At 72.6% G+C, this 19,414-nt stretch carries 15 protein-coding genes; 7 read left to right on the forward strand and 8 right to left on the reverse strand.

The features are described from left to right. The first annotated feature begins 86 nt into the window (after window positions 1-86). Window positions 87-497 carry a nuclear transport factor 2 family protein gene (locus AB852_RS06190; protein WP_073784354.1) on the forward strand — a complete coding sequence of 137 codons (411 nt, stop codon included), beginning with the start codon at window positions 87-89 and terminating at the stop codon, window positions 495-497. Window positions 498-607: 110 nt separating this feature from the next. Here AB852_RS06190 and AB852_RS06195 read toward each other — a convergent pair whose 3' ends face one another. From AB852_RS06195 to AB852_RS06205, 3 genes are all read right to left on the reverse strand, one after another. Beyond that, window positions 608-2,182: an alpha/beta hydrolase gene (locus tag AB852_RS06195; RefSeq protein WP_073784357.1), complete on the reverse strand. Its 1,575-nt coding sequence runs from the start codon at window positions 2,180-2,182 to the stop codon at window positions 608-610. Window positions 2,183-2,638: 456 nt separating this feature from the next. Further along, the gene (locus tag AB852_RS06200; protein WP_073784359.1) at window positions 2,639-3,814 is read right to left on the reverse strand and encodes a glycosyltransferase; all 1,176 of its coding nucleotides are present in this window, start codon (window positions 3,812-3,814) and stop codon (window positions 2,639-2,641) included. A gap of 178 nt (window positions 3,815-3,992) precedes the next feature. Further along, entirely contained in the window at window positions 3,993-4,979 is a 987-nt protein-coding gene (locus AB852_RS06205) for a methyltransferase (RefSeq protein ID WP_218623232.1), read from the reverse strand. Between the two features lie 317 nt (window positions 4,980-5,296). Between AB852_RS06205 and AB852_RS06210 the strand changes: the two genes are divergently transcribed. The 6 genes from AB852_RS06210 to AB852_RS06235 all read left to right on the forward strand — a co-directional run bounded on the left by AB852_RS06210 (window position 5,297) and on the right by AB852_RS06235 (window position 12,860). Next, the gene (locus AB852_RS06210) at window positions 5,297-6,325 is read left to right on the forward strand and encodes a methyltransferase (protein WP_073784362.1); all 1,029 of its coding nucleotides are present in this window, start codon (window positions 5,297-5,299) and stop codon (window positions 6,323-6,325) included. 166 nt (window positions 6,326-6,491) lie between these two features. After that, complete coding sequence (locus AB852_RS06215) at window positions 6,492-8,051, forward strand: FAD-dependent monooxygenase (RefSeq protein WP_079184321.1); 1,560 nt, start codon at window positions 6,492-6,494, stop codon at window positions 8,049-8,051. Window positions 8,052-8,079: 28 nt separating this feature from the next. Continuing rightward, window positions 8,080-9,039 (forward strand): aromatase/cyclase, encoded by a 960-nt coding sequence (locus AB852_RS06220; RefSeq protein ID WP_073784363.1) that lies wholly within the window; start codon window positions 8,080-8,082, stop codon window positions 9,037-9,039. Further along, window positions 9,036-10,541, forward strand: coding sequence for an FAD-dependent monooxygenase (locus AB852_RS06225; protein WP_079184322.1), 1,506 nt, complete (start codon window positions 9,036-9,038; stop codon window positions 10,539-10,541). Before AB852_RS06220 ends, AB852_RS06225 begins: the two co-directional genes overlap by 4 nt. Further along, on the forward strand, window positions 10,528-12,054 hold the full coding sequence (locus AB852_RS06230; protein WP_073784367.1) for an FAD-dependent monooxygenase: 1,527 nt from the start codon (window positions 10,528-10,530) through the stop codon (window positions 12,052-12,054). The genes AB852_RS06225 and AB852_RS06230 overlap by 14 nt, the downstream gene beginning before the upstream one ends. Window positions 12,055-12,122: 68 nt before the next feature. Beyond that, window positions 12,123-12,860, forward strand: a complete 738-nt coding sequence (locus AB852_RS06235) for an antibiotic biosynthesis monooxygenase family protein (RefSeq protein ID WP_073784369.1) — start codon at window positions 12,123-12,125, stop codon at window positions 12,858-12,860. 84 nt (window positions 12,861-12,944) lie between these two features. Here AB852_RS06235 and AB852_RS06240 read toward each other — a convergent pair whose 3' ends face one another. The 5 genes from AB852_RS06240 to AB852_RS06260 all read right to left on the reverse strand — a co-directional run bounded on the left by AB852_RS06240 (window position 12,945) and on the right by AB852_RS06260 (window position 19,264). Then, window positions 12,945-14,942, reverse strand: coding sequence for a hypothetical protein (locus AB852_RS06240; protein WP_073784371.1), 1,998 nt, complete (start codon window positions 14,940-14,942; stop codon window positions 12,945-12,947). Next, a complete protein-coding gene (locus tag AB852_RS06245) occupies window positions 14,939-15,274 on the reverse strand; it encodes a 4Fe-4S dicluster domain-containing protein (RefSeq protein WP_073784374.1) in 336 nt (111 codons plus the stop codon). The genes AB852_RS06240 and AB852_RS06245 overlap by 4 nt, the downstream gene beginning before the upstream one ends. 73 nt (window positions 15,275-15,347) lie before the next feature. Further along, on the reverse strand, window positions 15,348-16,142 hold the full coding sequence (locus tag AB852_RS06250; protein WP_073784376.1) for a DUF3050 domain-containing protein: 795 nt from the start codon (window positions 16,140-16,142) through the stop codon (window positions 15,348-15,350). A gap of 198 nt (window positions 16,143-16,340) precedes the next feature. After that, window positions 16,341-17,843: a glutamine synthetase family protein gene (locus AB852_RS06255; RefSeq protein WP_073784378.1), complete on the reverse strand. Its 1,503-nt coding sequence runs from the start codon at window positions 17,841-17,843 to the stop codon at window positions 16,341-16,343. Then, complete coding sequence (locus AB852_RS06260) at window positions 17,843-19,264, reverse strand: amidase (RefSeq protein ID WP_245876618.1); 1,422 nt, start codon at window positions 19,262-19,264, stop codon at window positions 17,843-17,845. Before AB852_RS06260 ends, AB852_RS06255 begins: the two co-directional genes overlap by 1 nt. Window positions 19,265-19,414: the final 150 nt, after the last annotated feature.

Genomic DNA, 19,414 nt, shown 5'->3' on the forward strand with positions numbered 1-19,414 from the left:
CGTTCCGGTGAGCCTGCGCGGCGCTGTGCCGCGCGACGGGCCCGGGACGGTCGGACCGGTGCTCACCGAACTACGGAGGAAATGCCATGGCGGAGCATTCGCCGACGGTGACGAAGCGTCTGTACGAGGCGCTGGACCGGTGCGACCTGGAGGCGCTCGTCGGGCTGTGCGACCCCGCGGTCGAGGTCGTCGCGCCCCCCTCGCTGCCCTGGGCGTGCGGCACCCGCACAGGTCTGGTCGGTGCCGTCGACTGCTTCACACGCGCGTTCGGGATGCTGGAGCGGACCCGCTTCTCCGTCACCGAGATGCGGCCCACGGGCGACGACCGGATGACCGTCGTCGGGAACTGGTGGGGCCGGGTGCGGGACACCGGCCGTGAGTTCGACGTCCGCTTCGTGCATCTGTGGACGTTCCGCCACGGCATGGTCGTCAAGGCCGAGGTCATCATCGACAGTGCCGGCATCCTGCGCGCCTTCGAGCCCGGAACGGGCCCGTAGGGACGTACCCCCACGTCCGGGAACCGGACGTACGACGGCCGTGGCCGCGACGGGCATCTCGCCCGCCGCGGCCACGGCCGTCACTGTCGTGCCCGTGCCGGTGCCGTGCCTCAGCCGAGGCCGGGCGCCGCCGCGAGCGGGGTGGGGGCCGACGGCTGCGGGGGCGGGCTCGCCTCGCAGTGGGCGTCCGGGCCCGCCGCCGAGGACGGCCGGGTGCCGTTGCGCAGATAGTCGGCGACGTACGTGTTCATGCACTGGTTGGCGTTGCCCGTGAGGGACGTACCGTGGAAGTTGCCGCCGCGCTCCAGGACGAACCGGGAGTCGGGGAACCGCTGGTGCGTCTCGTGGGCGCCGGCGACCGGGGTCGCCGCGTCGTTCTCCGCCTGCACCAGCAGCATGTTCACACCGCTCGCGCCGACGTTCTGCTTCTGCCGGGGGAGCGCGGTCACCGGCCAGAAGGCGCACGGCGCGTTGTACCAGGCGTTGTGCCAGGTCATGAAGCGGAAGCCCTCGCCCTGCTGGCGGGTGTGGTCGGTCTTCCAGCGCTGCCAGTCACGCGGCCAGGCGGAGTCACGGCACTGGGTCGCCGCGTACATCGCGTAGGTGTTCTGCGCGCGGTAGTCGCCCGGCATGTGGTTGTCCCGCAGCCCCGCCGGGTTGCCCCGCAGCACCCAGTCGGCCAGCACCTCGGCGTGGTAGCTCCAGATGTAGGTGCGGTAGCCGTTCACGATGAAGATGTCGTTGTACTCGGCCGGACCGATCTTCCCGTCGATCGGGGCGGCACGGAGCTTGTCCATGCCCTTGTAGTAGTTCGCCTCGACCTCCGCCCTGGTCGCGCCCAGGTGGTACACCGAGTCGTGCCGGGCGATCCAGTCGAAGTAGATCTCGGCGCGCTTCTGGAACGCCACGTTCTGGTCGAGGCCGCCCTGGTAGCCGACCGTGCTCGGCCGCACCACACCGTCCAGCACCATCCGGCGCACCCGGTTCGGGTACAGCGTGGCGTAGACCGAACCGAGGTACGTGCCGTACGAGTAGCCGAGGTAGTTGATCCGCTCCTGGCCCAGCGCCCGGCGGATCAGGTCCATGTCGTGGGCCATGTCCTTGGTGCCGAGGTGCTTGAGCGAGGCGCCGTACTTGCGGCTGCAACTGTCGGCGAAGGCGCGGGCCCGGTCGAGCCATTCCCGCTCCTGCGCGGCCGTGCGCGGCACATAGTCCGGCCGGGCCTTCGCCGGGTACAGATAGTCCGGGTCGCAGGTGATCTTCGGCTCGCTGGCCCCGACCCCGCGCGGGTCGAAGCCGATCCAGTCGTACGTGGAGCCGACGTCCTTCGGCAGCCCGGTGGTGCCGTCGGCGAACCGGGTGGGCAGGTCGCGCCCGATGGTGCCGGGCCACTGGCCGCGGTTGAGCAGTACGGCGCCCTGGTACTTCTTCGCCGGTGAGGTGTGCTTGGCCCGCGTCAGTTCCAGGGTGATCTTCCGGCCCTCCGGCCGGCTGTGGTCGAGCGGCACCTTGAGCGAGCCGCACTCCAGCCCCATGAGGTAGTCACCCATGAGCGGGTCGTTGGCCGGACAGGGGGCCCACGCGATGGTGCCCACCCGCGGTCCGGCCGGCGCCTCCTGGGGTATCACCACCTGTGCGCCCACCAGGACGGCCGCGGCCGCCGTGATCACGACGAATCTCTTCATTCATACCCCCGTGGTCGAGCGCGGGCTCGTCGAACGAGTCCGGACAGCAGAAAGTAGGCGTGGGGGGTGGCGCGAAGACAACCATGGGGGTACGTGGCCTGTCCAATCGCAACAGGCCATCTTGGAAGCCGAGTTGTCGCCATCCGTCGGGTGGCGGGTGGGCCGCCGGAGGCCCGGCCCGGCCGCGGACCGGCGAAACCGCTGTGACCAGGCATGCCGGTTGAGTGACATCGGTACGGTCGCCGCCGGTCAGGGGGGCGGGAGCGGGGTGCGGGGCCGTCGGGGGCCGGGTGCCTTTCGAGCCATCCCGGCCCCGGTCGCGGTCGGGTTCCCTGCGGGCCGGGTGATATCCCCCACACACAGAACCGGCCGCTCAACTCCGTTGGGGGCGAACCGGATCGCGTCGCGCACGAGGTATGTGGCGTGTGCTCACAGCGGTGTTCGTCAGCAGGCGGCTCAACTCGTTCCGGATACGCGCAGGTTCTCCATCATTCCCACCACCTCGGCGGGTGTCGGGAGCCCGGCGATCTCGTCCGCGAGGTCCCTGGCCCGGCGTGCGTAGCCGGGGGTGCCGAGGATCTCCAGGCAGCCCGCGGCGACCAGCTCGCCCGGGTCCTCGTCCGGATGGTCGTCCGGTGTCACGGTCAGGGCCGCACCGGAGCCGGTCAGGGCCGCGGCGATGAGCCGCGTATGGGTGTTGGGGGGCATCAGCAGCTGCGGTACGCCCGCGGCCATGATGGTCATGGCGGTGGTGGCGCCCCCGTGGGTGACCGCGAGATCGCAGGTGGGGGTCACCGCGTCGAGCGGGAGCCATCCGATACGGACGCCGTCCGGCAGGGCGCCGAGCCGCTGGGCGACCTCTTCGGGCGCCGCGATCACCACCTCGGCCCCCGCCCCGGTCAGCCGGTCCACCAGCAGCCGCAGCGAGTCGCCGGGGAGCATCAGGAAGTGGGTGCCCGAGGTGATGAGCACCCGGGGACGGTCCACCGGGCGGGTGTACATCCAGCTCTTCAGCCTGCGTTGGGGGTTCCTCGGGATGAACCGCATCGGCTGCGCGTCCGGCGCCCCGGGCGGGCGCAGCGAAGGCGGGCAGACATCGATGAACAGATCGGGCTCCGGTAGCCTGGCCGACCCCAGGCGTGCCAGCTCGGGCCGCAGCCCCTCCTCGGCCCCGACGTCGATGCCGGTGACCGGGATCGCCAGGTACTCGGCGTGCCGGACGTACGGGACCTTCAGGCGGGTGGCGAGCAGCCCCGCCGCGTAGCTCATCGAACTGCCGACGACCAGGTCGGGCGGCCAGTCCTCGGCCAGCCGGTACAGGGTGTCCAGCTCGGCGACGGCCATCCGGGCCAGCCCGTGACCGGTGGTGGTCAACTCGGCTTCGGTGTCGGGGCCGTGCGCGTCGTTCGGGGTGTCCGAGGGGGCGTCGCCCGGGTCGCCGGCCGTCATGAAGTGCCGGATCGTCTCGGGCAGGACGGAGACCGTGGGCACCCCGATGGCCTCCGCCGCCTCCATCAGCGGCTCGTTGGTGGCCAGCAGGATCTCGTGACCGGCGTTCTGCGCGGCCGTCACGAGCGGGGCGACCGCGGAGAGGGTCACATGGCTGCCGGTGATGAGGAACAGGATCTTCATGGATTTCGGGCGCTTCCCGTGAGACGGCGAGGGCGGCGGACGTGGTGGCGGACGTGACGCACGCGTCTGACGTGATGGACGCGTCGGGCATGACGGGCCTGCGGCGGGCCGGAGCGGGCCGTTCGACTGCGTGGGATCGGCAGTCGAACGGGCCCGCGCCCGGCCGGGTGCCGCGCTCTCAGCTCGGACGGCTCTCGATGATGAAGTGCCCGGACGGGCTCTCGCCCGACGCCGAGACGGTCAGCCCGGCCTCCGCGGCCAGTACCCGGAACTCGTCCAGGCTGCGCGGCTTGCCGCCGGTCATCACCATCAGCAGCAGCCCGCCCTTGCCGGCCGCCCGGTCGGCGGACACGCCGCCGACCACGACGACCCGGCCGTTCGGCGCGGCGGCCTCGGCGCACCGGGTGAGCAGCCGGGTGGCCTCCTCGTCGGGCCAGTCCAGCAGCACGGACTGGATCAGATAGACGTCGGCCCCGGCGGGGAGCGGTTCGAAGAAGCTCTGCGGCGCGACCGTGGCGCGGTCGGCCACCCCGGCGGGCCCGAAAATCTCCCCGGAGCGGGCGACGGTACGGGGCAGATCGACCAGGGTGCCGTGGACATGGGGCCGGGCGCGCAGGATCTCGGCGAGCATCGCGCCGGTGCCGCCGCCGACGTCCACGACATGGCGGACGTCCGCCCAGTCGGCGTCGTGCACGAGGACCGCCGGGTCCGGCACATGACGGCCCTCGACCATCATCGAGTCGTAGCTCTCCGCGAGGCCGGGATGGGCGTCCAGGTCCTCCCAGAACGGCAGCCCGAAGACGCCCTGGTAGGTGGGGCGGCCACTGCGTACGGCGTCGAGCAGCCCGGTCCAGGCACCGGCCAGCCGGCCGCCGTGGCCGTCGAGGTTGAGTCCGCCGCGCAGCGGGCCGGGCTCCAGGAAGACCCGGGCCGCCTCGTTGAGCGTGAACTCGTCCTCGGCGGGCTCCTCGAAGAGGCCGTTCGCCACGAGACGGCGCAGCACCCGGGCCAGTGACTCACCGTCGCAGTCGGTCCGCCGGGCCAGTTCGCCGACCTTCGTGACGCCGTCCGCCATGTGCTCGGCGACGCCCAGGGTCACCACCACGCGCACGCACCAGGGGGTCGCCAGATCGCTCAGCGCCCAGAGATCCACATTGTCCGACACTTCTTGCCTCCATGGTGATTGGGGCCTGCCCGTGTCAAGACAGTAGAGAGGGGGACGGCGGCGTCACCACTGAATCCGGGAATGCGCGTTCAACCGGGACCGGAAACGCGTTCAACCGGCGACAGGAATACGCGTTCAACCGGTGAGCGGAATGCGTGTTCAACCGGGGCGGGAATGCGCGTCCGGCCGGGGACGGTAACAGGCGTTCAACCGGGGAGCGGTGGGAATCCGGAAGTTGTGGGCGGGAACCCGCCGACCTATCGTCGGCAACCTGAGGCCGACAATTCCTCAGGGCCACGAATTCCGGAGGTATTCCCATGTCCGCAGTGCCCGCCGCACGGGACCAGTCTGCCGCGTACTCGTTGCTCGATCTGATCCAAGGCTCGGTGATCACCCAGGCGATCTCCGTCGCGGCGAGGCTCGGCATGGCCGATGTGCTCGCCGAAGGGCCGCTGACCGCCGAGGACATAGCCAAGCGGGTCGGCTCCGACCCCGACGCGACGTACCGGCTGCTGCGCACGCTCTCGGGCTTCTCGGTGTTCGCCGTCCAGCCCGACGGCCGGTACGCGCTGACGCCGATGGCCCAGGCGCTGAGGGAGGACGCGCCGGACTCCATGCGCGGCCTCGCCATGCTGATGGGCCACCCGCTGCACTGGGAGGAATTCGGTCATCTGATCTCCTCCGTGCGTACCGGCGAGGCGAACCTGCCGAAGCTGCGCGGCAAGGGCGCGTACGAATTCCTCATGTCGAACCAGGAGTACGCGGCGGAGTTCTTCGGGGGCATGCGCAGCATGTCCGAGTCGGAATGCGACCCGGTCGTCGCGGCGTACGACTTCACCCCGTTCCGCAGGATCGTGGACGTCGTCGGGGGGCGCGGCACCCTGCTGTCCACGATTCTCGGGCAGGCGACCGGGGCCCAGGGCATCCTGTTCGACCAGGAGGCCGCCACCGCGGACGCCCCGGCGGTGCTCACGGCGGCCGGTGTCGCGGACCGGGTGACCGTCGAGAACGGCGGCTACTTCGACAAGCTGCCGGTGGGCGCGGACGCGTATGTGCTGAAGCACATCCTGCACGACTTCGCGGAGCCCGACTGCGTCCAGATGCTGAAGAACGTCCGGGAGGCGATCGCCCCCGACGGGAAGATGCTCGTGATCGAGTACGTGCTCAACGAGAACAACGAGCGGCACTACGGCAACATCATCGACCTCTGGCTCCTGCTGCTCCTCGGTGCCAAGGAGCGCACGCTGCCGCAGTACACCGAGCTGTTCGCCAAGGCGGGCCTGAAGGTCACCAGGTCGATCGCCACCACCTCCCCGGTCTCGATCATCGAGGCGGTTCCCGTCTGAGACCCACCGGCCCGGGTCCCGGGGCCCACGGCCCGGCTCCCGCCGCCCGGTACCTGGTGCTGAGCGCCGGGCCCCGGGACCCGGCGCCGGACCCCACCGCTCGTCAGCCCCGCCCGCATGCCCCCGCGCATGCCCCGCTCGAAGCCGAGGACAGGAAGTGGATGTAGTGGACACGGATGTGATCGTTGTCGGCGCCGGGCCCACGGGGCTGATGCTCGCGAGCGAGCTCCGGCTCGGCGGCGCGGACGTCATCGTCGTCGAACGGCTCGCCGAGCGCAGCTGGGAGTCGCGCGGGATCGGGTTCACCGCGCGCGCCGCCGAGGTGTTCCACCAGCGCGGACTGCTGGAGCGGCTGGAGAACACCGAGATCACCCGGCAGGGGCACTTCGGCGGGCTGCCGGTCGACTACGGGGTGCTGGAGGGCTCGCACTTCGGGGTCCGCGGCGCACCCCAGTACAAGATCGAGGAGATGCTGGAGAAGCGGGCCCTGGAGCTCGGGGTGTCCGTGCACCGCGGATTCCGGGTGACCGGGCTGGCCGACACCGGGGACGGCGTCACCGCGACCGTGGAGGGGCCCGACGGCCGTGCCGAGTACGCGGCCCGCTATCTGGTGGGCTGCGACGGCGGCCGGAGCACCGTCAGGAAACTCGCGGGCTTCGGCTTCCCCGGCTCCGACGCCACCCGCGAGATGTATCTGGCCGACGTCAGCGGCTGCCGTATCCGGCCACGGCCGATCGGTGAACTGCTGCCGAACGGCATGGTGATGGCGGCCGGTCTGGAGGAGGGCTTCTTCCGCATCATCGTGTGCGAGAACGGCACCCCGCCGGACAAGGACCGGCAGGCCGGCTTCGCCGATGTGGCGGACGCGTGGCAGCGGCTCACCGGCGAGTCGATCCACGGCGGACAGGCCCGCTGGGTGAGCAGCTTCACCGACGCGACCCGGCAGGCCGCCGAGTACCGGCGCGGCCGGGTGCTGCTCGCCGGGGACGCCGCCCATATCCATCTCCCGGCCGGCGGCCAGGGGCTGAGCATCGGGGTGCAGGACGCGGTCAACCTCGGCTGGAAGCTGGCCGCGACGGTCACCGGCCGGGCCCCCGAGGCCCTGCTCGACACCTACCACAGCGAGCGGCACCCCGTCGGTGAGCGGGTCCTGCGCAACACCCGCGCCCAGGGCACGCTCAACCTCAGCGGCACCCCGGCCGCACCGCTGCGGGACGTGATGTCCGAGCTGATCGCGCTCCCGGCGGTGGCCCGGCATCTGTCCGGCATGGTCAGCGGGTTCGACATCCGCTACGACGTGGGGGAGCGGGGCCACCCGCTGGCCGGTGCCCGGATGGCCGACCGTGAGCTGGAACTCGCCGACGGCGGCACCGACCGGATCGCGCGGCTGCTGCACCCGGCGCGCGGCGTCCTGATCACCGCCGACGGCTCCGGGGGGACCGGCCGGGCCGCCGAAGGCTGGGCCGACCGCGTCGACGTGGTGCGGGTGAAGGGCTTCCCGGCCGGACCCGAGGAAGGACCGGCCGCGACGGAGTCGGTGCTGCTCCGCCCCGACGGACACGTCGCCTGGGCCGCGCCCGGCGGGGGCCGCCTCACCGAGGCCCTGGAGCGCTGGTTCGGCCCGGCCGGCAGAACCCCCGGCACCGAGGCCGCGCCCGGCACCTCCGACACCGCGCCCGATACCGGTACCGCCTCCGGTCCCCAGCAACTGACTTCCGCCGGTTAGCCGTTCCGTGACGCAGAGGAGAAGAATCGTGACTACGAGCGCGGTCCGTGCCACGGAGCACACCGTGGACGTCGCGGCCCCCGCCGACCAGGTGTACGCGTTGATCGAGGACGTCGGCGGGTGGCCGGAGGTCTTCCCCCCGACCGTGCACGCCGAGTGCGTCGAGCGGACCGGGAACGCGGAGGTGATCCGGCTCTGGGCGACCGCCAACGGCACCGCCAAGACCTGGACGTCCCGGCGCGAGCACGACCCGGAGCGCCGGAGCATCACGTTCCGCCAGGAGCGCTCCCAACACCCGGTCGGCGGCATGGGCGGGGAATGGGTGGTGGAGCCGGTCTCCGCGACCGCGTGCCGGGTCCGGCTGCTGCACGACTTCTTCGCGGCGACCGACGACCCCGCCGACCTCGACTGGATCAGCCGGGCCGTCGACCGCAACAGCGGCTCCGAGCTGGCCGCGCTCAAGACCCGCGCGGAACTCGGCGGCCCGGACCAGCTGATCACCTTCGAGGACTCGGTGACCGTCGACGGCAGCGCCAAGGACGTCTACGACTTCCTCAACGAGGCCCAGCGGTGGGCCGAACGGCTGCCGCATGTCGCCCGGGTGGAGCTCACGGAGGACACCCCCGGGCTCCAGACGCTGGAGATGGACACCAGCACCAAGGACGGCTCGGCGCACACCACCCGGTCCGTACGCGTGTGCAGCCCGCACCGCGCCATCGTCTACAAACAGCACGTCCTGCCCGCGCTGATGACCCTGCACACCGGCCGCTGGCTGATCGAGGAGCGTGCCGGAGCGGGTGTGTCCGTCACCTCGCGCCACACGGTGCGGATCAACACCGAACGCGTTCATGAGGTGCTCGGCCAGGACGCGGACGTGCGTACCGCGCGGGAGCTGGTCCAGAAGGCCCTCAGCGGCAACAGCACGGTCACGCTGCTCGCCGCGAAGGCCTTCGCCGAGGGCGCCGCCGGCGGGCGCACAGGGCCGTGACCCGCCCCCCGGCGACCACACCGGTCGCACCGGCCCCGTCAGTCGCAACAGCCCCATCGCCCGTACCGTCCGCCCCGGTCGTCGTCGTGGGCGCGGGACCGGTCGGACTGCTGCTGGCCTGCGAACTGCGGACGGCCGGGGTGCCGGTCGTCGTCGTGGAACGGCTGGCGGAGCCGATGACGGAGTCCCGCGCGAGCCAGCTCACCGCGCTGACCGCCGAACTGCTGCACGAGCGCGGTTTCGACGCGCTGCTCGCCGAGGCCGCGCACGAACCACGGGCGCACTTCGGCGGGCTGGGGTACGACCTGTCCGCCCTGGACAGCCCGTACGCGGGCAACTGGAAGGTGCCCCAGTACCGCACCGAGGCGTTCCTGGGACAACGCGCCACGGAACTCGGCGCGACCGTGCTGCGCTCGACCGAACTCACCGGACTGACCGAGGGCCCGGACCACGTCCTGTGCGAGGTCCACGGCCCCGCGGGCCCCCGCCGGATCGAGGCGCGGTACGTGGTCGGCTGCGACGGCGCCCGCGGCGCCGTACGCAGGCTCGCCGGGTTCGCCGTCACGGCCACCGCGCCGACCAGGGAACTGCTGCGCGCCGACGTGACCGGCCTGGCCGTCCGCGACCGCCGCTTCGAGCGGCTGCCCGGCGGGTTCGCGGTCGCCTCGACCCGCGACGGCGTCACCCGCGTCATGGTCCACGCCACCGGCCGGGCCGTCACGGCACGCACCGGGCCCCCGGAGTTCGCCGAGATCGCGGCCCGGTGGGAGCGGGTCACCGGCGAGGACATCTCCGGCGGTCGGGCCGTCTGGCTGGACGCCTTCGACAACTCCACCGCACACGCCACCGCCTACCGCCGGGGCCGGGTGCTGCTGGCCGGTGACGCCGCCCACCACCATCTGCCGATCGGCGGCCAGGCCCTCAACACCGGCCTCCAGGACGCCGTCAACCTCGGCTGGAAGCTCGCCGCGACGGCGCGCGGCCTGGCGGCCCCCGGACTGCTGGACACCTACCACGACGAACGGCACCCGGTCGCCGCGCGGGTCCTCGCCCATGTGACCGCCCAGGAACTCCTGCTGCTCGGCGGCTCCGGGGCCGAACCGCTGCGCGCGGTCCTCACCGAGCTGACCGGCCTGGACCGGGTCCGTACCCATCTGGCCGCCGCCGCGTCGAACCTCGGCGACCGCTACGGCCCGCCCGGACCCGGGCTCACCGGGCGGCGCGTCGCGGGGCTGCGGCTGCGGACGGCCACGGGCCCGCTGCTCGCGACGGGCCCCGGGCCCGTCCTCCTGACGCTCGCGCCCGGGGCGGCCGGCCCCGGCCGGTTCCCCGTCCCGGTGCTGCGTGTCATCGACGAGTCGGGGTCGCTCCCCGGCATCACCACCGTCCTCCTGCGGCCCGACGGCTATGTCGCCTGGGCCGACGGCAGCGAGGAAGACCTGGACCAAGCCCTCGGGAAACTGCTGCATCCGGAAGTGAGGAAGCGAAATGCAAGGCTTTGATGCCGATGTCATCGTGGTGGGGGCAGGCCCCACCGGGCTCATGCTCGCCGGTGAACTGCGCCTGGCCGGAGTACGGACCCTCGTGCTCGACCGGCTGGCCGAGCCGATGAGGCAGTCGCGCGCCCTCGGCTTCTCCGCCCGCACCATCGAGGAGTTCGACCAGCGCGGGCTGCTGCCCGGCTTCGGTGAGCTGGCGACCATACCCGTCGGCCACTTCGGCGGGCTGCCCATCGACTTCCGGGTGGTGGAGGGCGGTTCCTACGGCGCGCGGGGCAAGCCCCAGTCCCTCACCGAGGGTGTGCTCAACGGATGGGCCACCGGGCTCGGCGCCGAGGTGTACCGGGAGCACGAGGTCACCGGGCTCACCCAGGACGAGGACGGCGTCACCCTGGACGTCGTCACCCCGGACGGCACCAAGCGGCTGCGGGCCCGCTACGCCGCGGGCTGCGACGGCGGCCGGAGCAAGGTCCGCAACCTGGCCGGGGTCGACTTCCCCGGCACCGACCCGACCCTCGAACTGTGGTTCGCCGATGTGGCCGGCCTCCAGCTGCGGCCCCGGTTCTCCGGCGAGCGGGTACCGGGCGGGATGGTCATGGTGCTGCCGATGGGCCCCGAGATGAACCGGGTCGTCGTCCATGAACGCGGCGGCGAGCGGCAGGGCGACGGCCCGCCGTCCTTCGAGGAGGTCGCCGCCGCGTGGAACCGGCTCACCGGCGAGGACATCAGCGGCGGCAAGCCCCTGTGGACCAGCTACACCACCGACGCGAGCCGCCAGGCCGCCGAGTACCGCAAGGGCCGGGTGTTCCTGCTCGGTGACGCCGCGCACATCCATCTGCCGGTCGGCGCCCAGGGCATGAGCGCGGGCATCGGTGACGCGATGAACCTCGGCTGGAAGCTCGCCGCCGCGCTGCGCGGCGACGCCACCACGGAACTCCTCGACACCTACCACGGCGAGCGGCACCCCGTCGGGGCCCGCATCCTCGCCAACACCCTCGCCCAGCGCATCCTCTACCTCAGCGGCGACGAACTGGACCCGATGCGCGAGGTCATGACCGAGCTGCTGGCCTACGAGGAGGTCCAGAAGCTGCTCGTCGGCATGGTCACCGGCCTCGACATCCGCTACGACGTCGGGGCGGGCGGCCACCCGCTGCTCGGCCGCCGGCTCCCGGACACCGAACTGACCGGCGACTTCGCCCCGTCCGGCACGGCGAACGCCTTCCAGCTGCTGCACGCCGGACGCGGCTTCCTGCTCGACCTGCGCGACGACGAGGAACTGCGCGCCGCCGCCGCGCCGTGGACCGGCCGGATCGACGTCGTCACCCCCAGGTCCCGCCCCCAGGGCGCCCTCGCGGACGTCGAGGCGGCGCTGGTGCGCCCGGACGGCTACCTCGCCTGGATCGGCTCCGGCGGGTCCGGAACGGCGGGACTGACGGACGCCCTCGGCCGCTGGTTCGGCGCGCCGGGCGACCACGACCGGACCCAGGCCCCCGCCGCGGCGGGCGCCCGCCCGTAGACCGGGTCCGACCCTTCCCGCCCGGCCCGCGACCGGTAGCGACCGAAACCAGAGGATGCGAGGAGAGCATGCCCTTCATCAACCCCGAGAACGGGTATCTGACCGTCATCAACCTGTTCAAGACCGACCTGCCGGAACGGGTGGACACCCTCGTCGGCGAGATGCGGTCGATCGTCGACACCGCGGCCTTCCCCGGCTGGGTCTCCAGCACCGTCCACCGGGGCCAACAGAAGATGGGGACCGCGAACTTCATCCAGTGGCGCGGCACGCAGGACCTGGAGTCGCGCTACCAGGACGACGAGTTCAAGCACCGCACGGTGCCGGTCTTCCATGAGATCTCGACGTTCATCCGGCTGATGCAGACCGAGGTGGAGGTCGCCCAGCGCCACCCCTCGCTCGGCGACGTCACCGAGATATCGCCCGACCGCGACGACTACACGGTCATCGAGGTCCTGGGCGTCGCGTCCGCCGACCAGCGCGCGCTGATCAGCACCCTCGGCTCGGCCCACGACTGGCTGGTGGACGTGCCGGGCTACCGCTCGCAGAACGTGCTGCGCGGCATCCGCTCCCGGGGCACCCTGGACGGCGCCCTGACGGCCTTCGGCAAGGACGACGACTTCGTGGTCGTCTACTCCCAGTGGGACGGCCGGGAGTCCTACGAGACGTTCCGCACCATGACCGAGGACAAGCAGCCCGACGCGCGCCGCAGGAACCGGGCCAAGCGCGACTCGCTGACGACCGCGGCCGACTGGAACGCCTACCGCGTCGTCCACACCCGGTCCGCGCCGCAGCCCGCCGGGGTCTGACCGCACCACCCCACCCGGGGCATACGCCAGGGGCCCGCCGACCACAACGGTCGGCGGGCCCCTGGCGTATGCCCCGGCCGGGCGCTACCCGGCGATCCGGTCCCAGTGCCACTGGCTGTCGAACGTCCCGATCTCGACGTCCGCGCCGTCCGCGACCAGCGCCGCGGCCAGGCTCGTGGCCTTCGCGACGAACCCCGAGGCGCGGTGCGCGGCCAGCAGGTCCTGCTCGTCGAACGGCTTCCCCTCGCAGCGCAGCAGCCGCAGATCGACGAACCCCCCGAACGTCCGGCCCAGCACCTCGACCGCCTGCGGACTGCGGATGCTGAAACGCACCTTGGCCGCGACATGCCCGTGATGGTGCTGGTCGGAGTGGTACGCGATGTCCGGCAGCGTGGGCGGCACGAAGTAGTCCCGGGCCTCGACCTCGGGCACCTTCGGCAGATTGCCGACCAGGAAGTGCCACGAGTTGTACTGCATCCGCGCCGACATCGACCACGCCATGTCCGCCAGATGCGCCGACGAGTCCCCGAAGTACCGCCGGGCCCCGGGCGCGGGCACGACACAGCAGAAGAAGTGCGGGGTGTCCCACTCCGCGATCCTCGGCCACTCCTCGGCCCGCAGCGCCGCGACCAGCGCCGTCAGCGACCGCATACCGCGGCTCATCGCGAAGTCGGCGGCGAACACCTCCGTCGCCGCGGACACCGTCTCGTGCACCAGGGACTCCAGACCGCTCCCGTAGCCCCCGTGCGGCTCGGCCAGCCAGCCGGGCGCCGCCCCGGCACCGGCGGCCAGCCCGTCGAACGTGTCACCGTCACCGACCGGCAGCCGCTCGCGCAGCCGCGCGCACAGCTCCGCCTCCAGCCGCCGCGCACCCTCACCGGGAGCGCCGGCGACCCGTTCGACCTTGTGCATCAGCGGGCCGTGGATCTCGCGGTAGAGCTGGACACCGGCCGTGACCTCCCGGCGCCGCCGCCCGAGCGCCTCCGCCAGCCCGGCCAGGTCCGCCGCCCCGGCCGAGGCCGCGGGCGCCACCCGGGTCCCGCCCGGCACGCCCTCGTACGCCCGGCGGGTGTGCTCCAGGAGGTGGGCCACATGGTCGGTGGTGAGCTGGGTGCCGTTGGCCTCCTCGATCCGGGCGAACCCGGCCGAACGCACCAGCAGCGTCAGGCACACCACCATCCGCACATCGCTGTCCGACCACAGGTCGAGCGGGACCGGCGCCAGACTGCTGAGCGCGCAGTCGGGATGCCCCGGCCACAGCGTCTTGCCCGTCAGCGTGTTCTGGTCCCGGAAGTTGGTGTACTGCCGGTCCCCGGAGTACAGCACGAAGGGCGCCGTCCGCAGGGCCGCCTCCTTCAGCCGCTCCAGCATCTCGCGACGGCCCTCCGGCCCCGCCTCCGCCAGCCACTTCCGGCAGTCCGCGTCCGACTCGCCCAGCCGCTCGGCGCCACGCAGCGAAGCGGCCCGGTACTCCGCGAGATCGCGCCCGGACCACGGCACGCGCAGCACACCGCCGACCAGCTCCTCCCGCCCGGCCAGCGGCTCCTTCGACGGGACCCGCACCACGACCCGGCCGCTGGTGTTCAGCCCGATCTCCCCGAGGAACGCCGTACCCGCGGGATGTTCCTCCCCGGTGCCGGTGCCGGTGCCGGTGTCCGAGCCGGTGCCGTCCGCCGGACCTGTACGGACCGCGGAGCCGGAGCCGGTACGCGAGCCGCCACCGGGGCCGCCACCGGCACCTTCCCCGCCTCCGTGCCCCGCCGCCCGCCACGTCCGCCCGAGCAGGACGTCCAGCGCGCACTCCTCGGGGGCGGGCAGCGCCCGCAGCTGGACGTCCGCGGGCACATGTCCGTCGAGCGTGAGCAGCACCTCCACCGCCGAAGGCAGGTCCGCCGCGGCCGACGCCCGCTCCCAGGTCCGCTTCAGCAGCCCCGGGAACCCGGCGTCGTCGGCCACCACGTAGTCCGGCTCGGGCGCCGACCCCGCCCGCCGGCCGAGCCGGCTGGGCCGCCGGCTCTGCCGGGCCTTCGCCATCGCGGCCTTGCGGGACAGTCCCGCGTCCCGCTCGGTGGGCAGGGTCATGGCGCAGCTCCTTCGGCCGTCAGCTCGATGTGGTCCCACATCCGGTCCCCGGTGGGCGACCACTCCTCGTCCACATAGATGCAGTCGACGGGGCAGACCAGCACGCACGCGGGGCAGCCGGAGCACAGCTCGGGGACGATCACGACATCGAGTCCGCTGTCGAAGATCGCCCCGAACTCCGGCGGGCAGTTGCGCAGGCACAGGTCGCAGGTGATGCACTCCGACGCCTCGATACGACGTGGCGCCTTCTTCCAGTTGTCACCGCGGGAGCGCTCCGCGATCCGCTCGGCGCGCCCGGTGCCCGCTGTGGATGTGTCCTTGTCCCTCGGCATGTCGTGCTCCTCAGCTTCCTGGCGTCCCGGGCCCGTGCCGCCACGGGCCCGGGACGCGTCGAATCAGGTCCGGTCAGCGGGAGCCCTCGGGGAACGCCCCGAGAATGCCGTCCCACAGCCGGATCCGGGCCGCGAGCGCGACGTTGATGGTCTCCTCGCACTCCGCCCACTTGCGCTCGTCGTCGCCGCACAGATCGGCGAGCATCTGCATCGCCATCGGGGTGTGCTCCTCCGCGTCCACCTGGATATGGCGGCGGAGGTAGTCGACGAACGTCGACAGCTCGGCGTGCTCCGCGCCCAGCGCGGCGACCTGGTCGAACATGTCGGGGATCAGGTCCTCGCGGCTGAACGCGAAGGCCGCGGCCTGCCGGTGCGTGGGGGCGTTCTCGATGAACTCCCACGTCGTGGCGACGAACTCCGCGGAGGGCTCCGGCACGCCCGCCTCCTTCAGCGACGGCAGCACCGGCCGCCCCTCGCGCAGCAGCGCGATGAAGGAGTCGACGCGCGCGGTGTCGGCGCCCGCCTGCCGCATACCGTCGAGATACAGCTCGAAGTGGCTGATAAAGCCGTCGCCGAGCTCGTCGCTCTCCTCGACGAGGACGATGTCGTTGATGAGCCGGCGGCTCCCGGTGGGCCCGTCCGGCACCCACGGCACCTCGACACAGGTCAGGCTGCGCTGGAGGGACTTCAGCAGCGACATGAAGTCCCACACCGCGAAGATGTGGTGCTCCATGAACGTGACGACGGCTTCCTTGGTGTTCAGCTGGTGGTAGACCGGGTGGCCGATCACCTTCTGCCGGGCGGGCGCGATGGCCTGCTTGAGCCTGTCGATGCCGGGGTTCGTCTCGCCCCATTCGTACCGTGACATTGCTGTTCTCCCTCTCGTCCGGACAGTGCTGTGCGGTGGTGCGGTGGTGCGGTGGTGCGGTGGTGGTGCTTGGGTGCGGTGGTGCTGGGGTGGTGCCGTGCGGTGGTGCCGGGGTGGTTCTGAAGGTGGTCCTGAGGTGGGGCCGGGGTGGGCGCCGGGACAGGACCGGGATGGGGCCGGGGTGGGTGGCCGGGTTGGTCAGAAGGCGTCGAAGTACTCGCGGTGCTCCCACTCGGTGACGTCGCCGGGAGGCGGGCGCTCCGCCTCGTACCACGCGTCGAACCGCGCGAGCTCGCTCTCCTTCAGCTTCGTCAGACAGGTCTTGAGCGGTGCGCCGAGCAGCTCGGTCGCGCGGTCGCTCGCGCGGAACGCGTCCAGCGCCTCGCCCAGCGACACCGGCAGCGCCGGGTACGCGGGCCGGTGCGCGGCCGGGTCCGCCACGATCCCGGCGTCCATCCCCGCCAGGCCCGCGTGCAGCTGGGCGGCCATGGTCAGATAGGGGTTGGCGCACGGTTCCCCGATCCGGTTCTCGGCGTGCGTCGAGCTGCCGCCGCTGAGCACCCGGACCATCACGCTGCGGTCCTCGTAGGCCCAGTCGACCGAGGTGGGGGAGAGCGTGAACTCCGGTGCGAGGCGCCGGTAGCCGTTCACCGTCGGCACGGACAGCAGACAGAACTCCCGGGCCCGGGACAGCAGTCCCTCGACATAGGCGGCGCCCGCCGGGGAGATCGTGTCCGGTCCCTCGCCCGCCGCGAACACATTGGCGTCCGTCTTCGTGCTCGCCACGGACTGGTGCAGATGCCAGCCGCTGGAGTCGAACGCGTCCAGGCGCGGCAGTGTCATGAACGAGGCGTGGTGGCCGCGGCTCCGGCAGAAGCGTTTGATCTGGGTGCGCAGCAGCAGCATGGCGTCCGCCGCTTCCAGGGCGGCCATCGGGGCGAACGTCGTCTCCAACTGCCCGGGTCCCGATTCGTGCTCCATCGTGCGCAGCGGCAGTCCGAGCGACATCAGCGTCAGGGCGAGCGGGTCCGCGATATGGGCCACCGAGTCGTACGACGCGTCGAGGTTGAACTGGTAGCCGGGGTTCACGGCCTCCACCGCCGGGGCGGCGCCCTGCCGGCCGAAGCCGTTGCCCGTGTTCCCGGGCGGCCCGCCCAGCAGCCGGGTGAGGTACCACTCGACCTCCAGCCCGACGACCGGCGCCAGATCCCGCTCGGCGTACGCGGCCAGCACCCGGCGCAGCACACCGCGGGGGGAGAGCGGATGCGGCGTGCCGTCGCGCAGGTACTCGTCGCCCTGCACCCACGCGGTCCGCGCCCCGGTGCCGGGCAGTACCTGGAACGTGCACGGGTCGGGGACGAGTACGAAGTCCCCCGCGCCGCGCAGTTCGTCCACGCCCACACCGGGGTCGGTGAGGAAGTCGACGGCGACGGCGTGCCCGGTGTCGAAGAGGAACGGTCCGGCGCTGAAGTCCATGCCGTTGCGCAGCACCGTGCGGAAGACCTCCGCGGGCACCGTCTTGGAGCGGGCCAGCCCGTGCGGGTCGCAGAAGACGACCCGGACGAGGTCGATGTCGTCCAGCTCGGCCGCGATCCGTTCGGCCGCCGCGATCCGGCGTTCGTCCCAGAGCCCGAACTCCGCGACGAACGAGGGGCGTCCGACCCCGCTCTCCTCGCCGGTCGGGGACCATGGTCTCGGCATCACGCTCGTTCTCCTTTCGTTTCCCGGCCGGGCGGCACCATCGCGAGGCCCAGCCCGGCCTCGACCCGGGCGGCGGCCGTGAGCACCAGCTCGTCGTCCCCCACCCGGCCGACCAGCTGGAGGCCGACCGGGAGCCCGCGGGACGTGAGACCGGCGGGCAGCGACAGGGCGGGCTGGCCGGTGAGGTTGAACGGGTAGGTGGCGGGCGACCAGGCGAGCCACAGCAGGTCGTCCGGGTCGGTGGCCCAGGGCGGGGCGATCGCGTCGGCGGCGAACGGCTCGGTGGGGACGGTGGCCATGGCCAGCAGGTCGTAGTCCTCCATCACGGCGGCCAGCCGCGCCCGCAGCGCCATACGGGTCTCCTCGGCGCGCGTCACCGCCGCGCCGCTCAGCGAGCGCCCGTACCGCACCAGCGCGAGTCGCCCCTCGTCGCACCACCGCTCGTCCTCCGGCGCCGTGCCGGCCGCCTCCGCCGCCGCGAGGACGTCCACCAGCGCGCCGTACGGGTCGGGGAACGGGACGTCGATCCGCTCGACCCGGTGGCCCTGGGCGGCCAGCACCGGCAGGGCCGCCTCGGTGACCGCGCGGACCTCGTCGGACGTCCGGGGGAACTCGATCCACCCGACCCGCAGTCGCGCGGGCTCGCCCGTACGGCCGGTGGGGGCGTGCAGCGAGTCCGGGTCGCGAGGGTCGGGGCCCGTCATCACCGCGGTCAGCACGGCGGCGTCGGCCACGCTCCGCGTGAGCGGCCCGACATGGGCCAGCCGGTCGGCGCCGGGCGGTACGTAGGGGACGCGGCCGAAGGACGGTTTGAACCCGACCACCCCGCAGAACGCCGCCGGGATACGGATCGAGCCCGCCCCGTCGGTGCCGACCGCCGCGGTGCACAGTCCCGCCGACACCGCCGCGGCGGAACCCCCGCTGGAGCCCCCGGCGGTCCGGTCGGGTGCCCAGGGGTTACGGGTGGGGGCGGCCACCCTGCTGACGGTGCTCGCGCTCCATCCGTACTCCGACGTGGCGGTCTTCCCCACCACGACCGCACCGGCCGCGCGCAGCCGGGCCACGGCCGGCGGGTCCGCGTCGGGGCGGCGGTTGGGCAGCAGCGAGCCCCGCGTGGTGGGCAGGTCCCGGGTCTGGACGAGGTCCTTCACCGCCACCGTGACCCCGAGCAGCGGCAGTTCGCGGAACGCGTCCTCGCCGAGCCGGGCGAGGACCCCGTCGGCGGCTTCCGCCTCGGCGATCGCGCGGTCGTCGGCGACCGCCACGAAGGCGCCGAGGGCGGGGTCCGTCTCGCGGATGGCGGCGAGGACGGAGCGCACCTGCCCGGTGACCGTGGTGCGGCCCCGGAGAAGGGAGTTCCTGGATTCATGGAGGGAAGGGGCGGCCGGCTGTCTCGTGATCTCGGTAGTGGTGACTGGCACGGCACCACTACAAGGCAGGGACCGAATGTCCGGCAACCGAGGTACGACAGGAAAAGAGTTCCGGAGAGCAATTCCGGAGAAATTCCGTGCGCGACGGCCGGATTCTTCCGTTCAACCGTGAGGAAAACGCAGTTGAACGACGGCAACCAC

The organism is Streptomyces uncialis (genome assembly GCF_001905345.1).
GTDB classification, from domain to species: domain Bacteria; phylum Actinomycetota; class Actinomycetes; order Streptomycetales; family Streptomycetaceae; genus Streptomyces; species Streptomyces uncialis.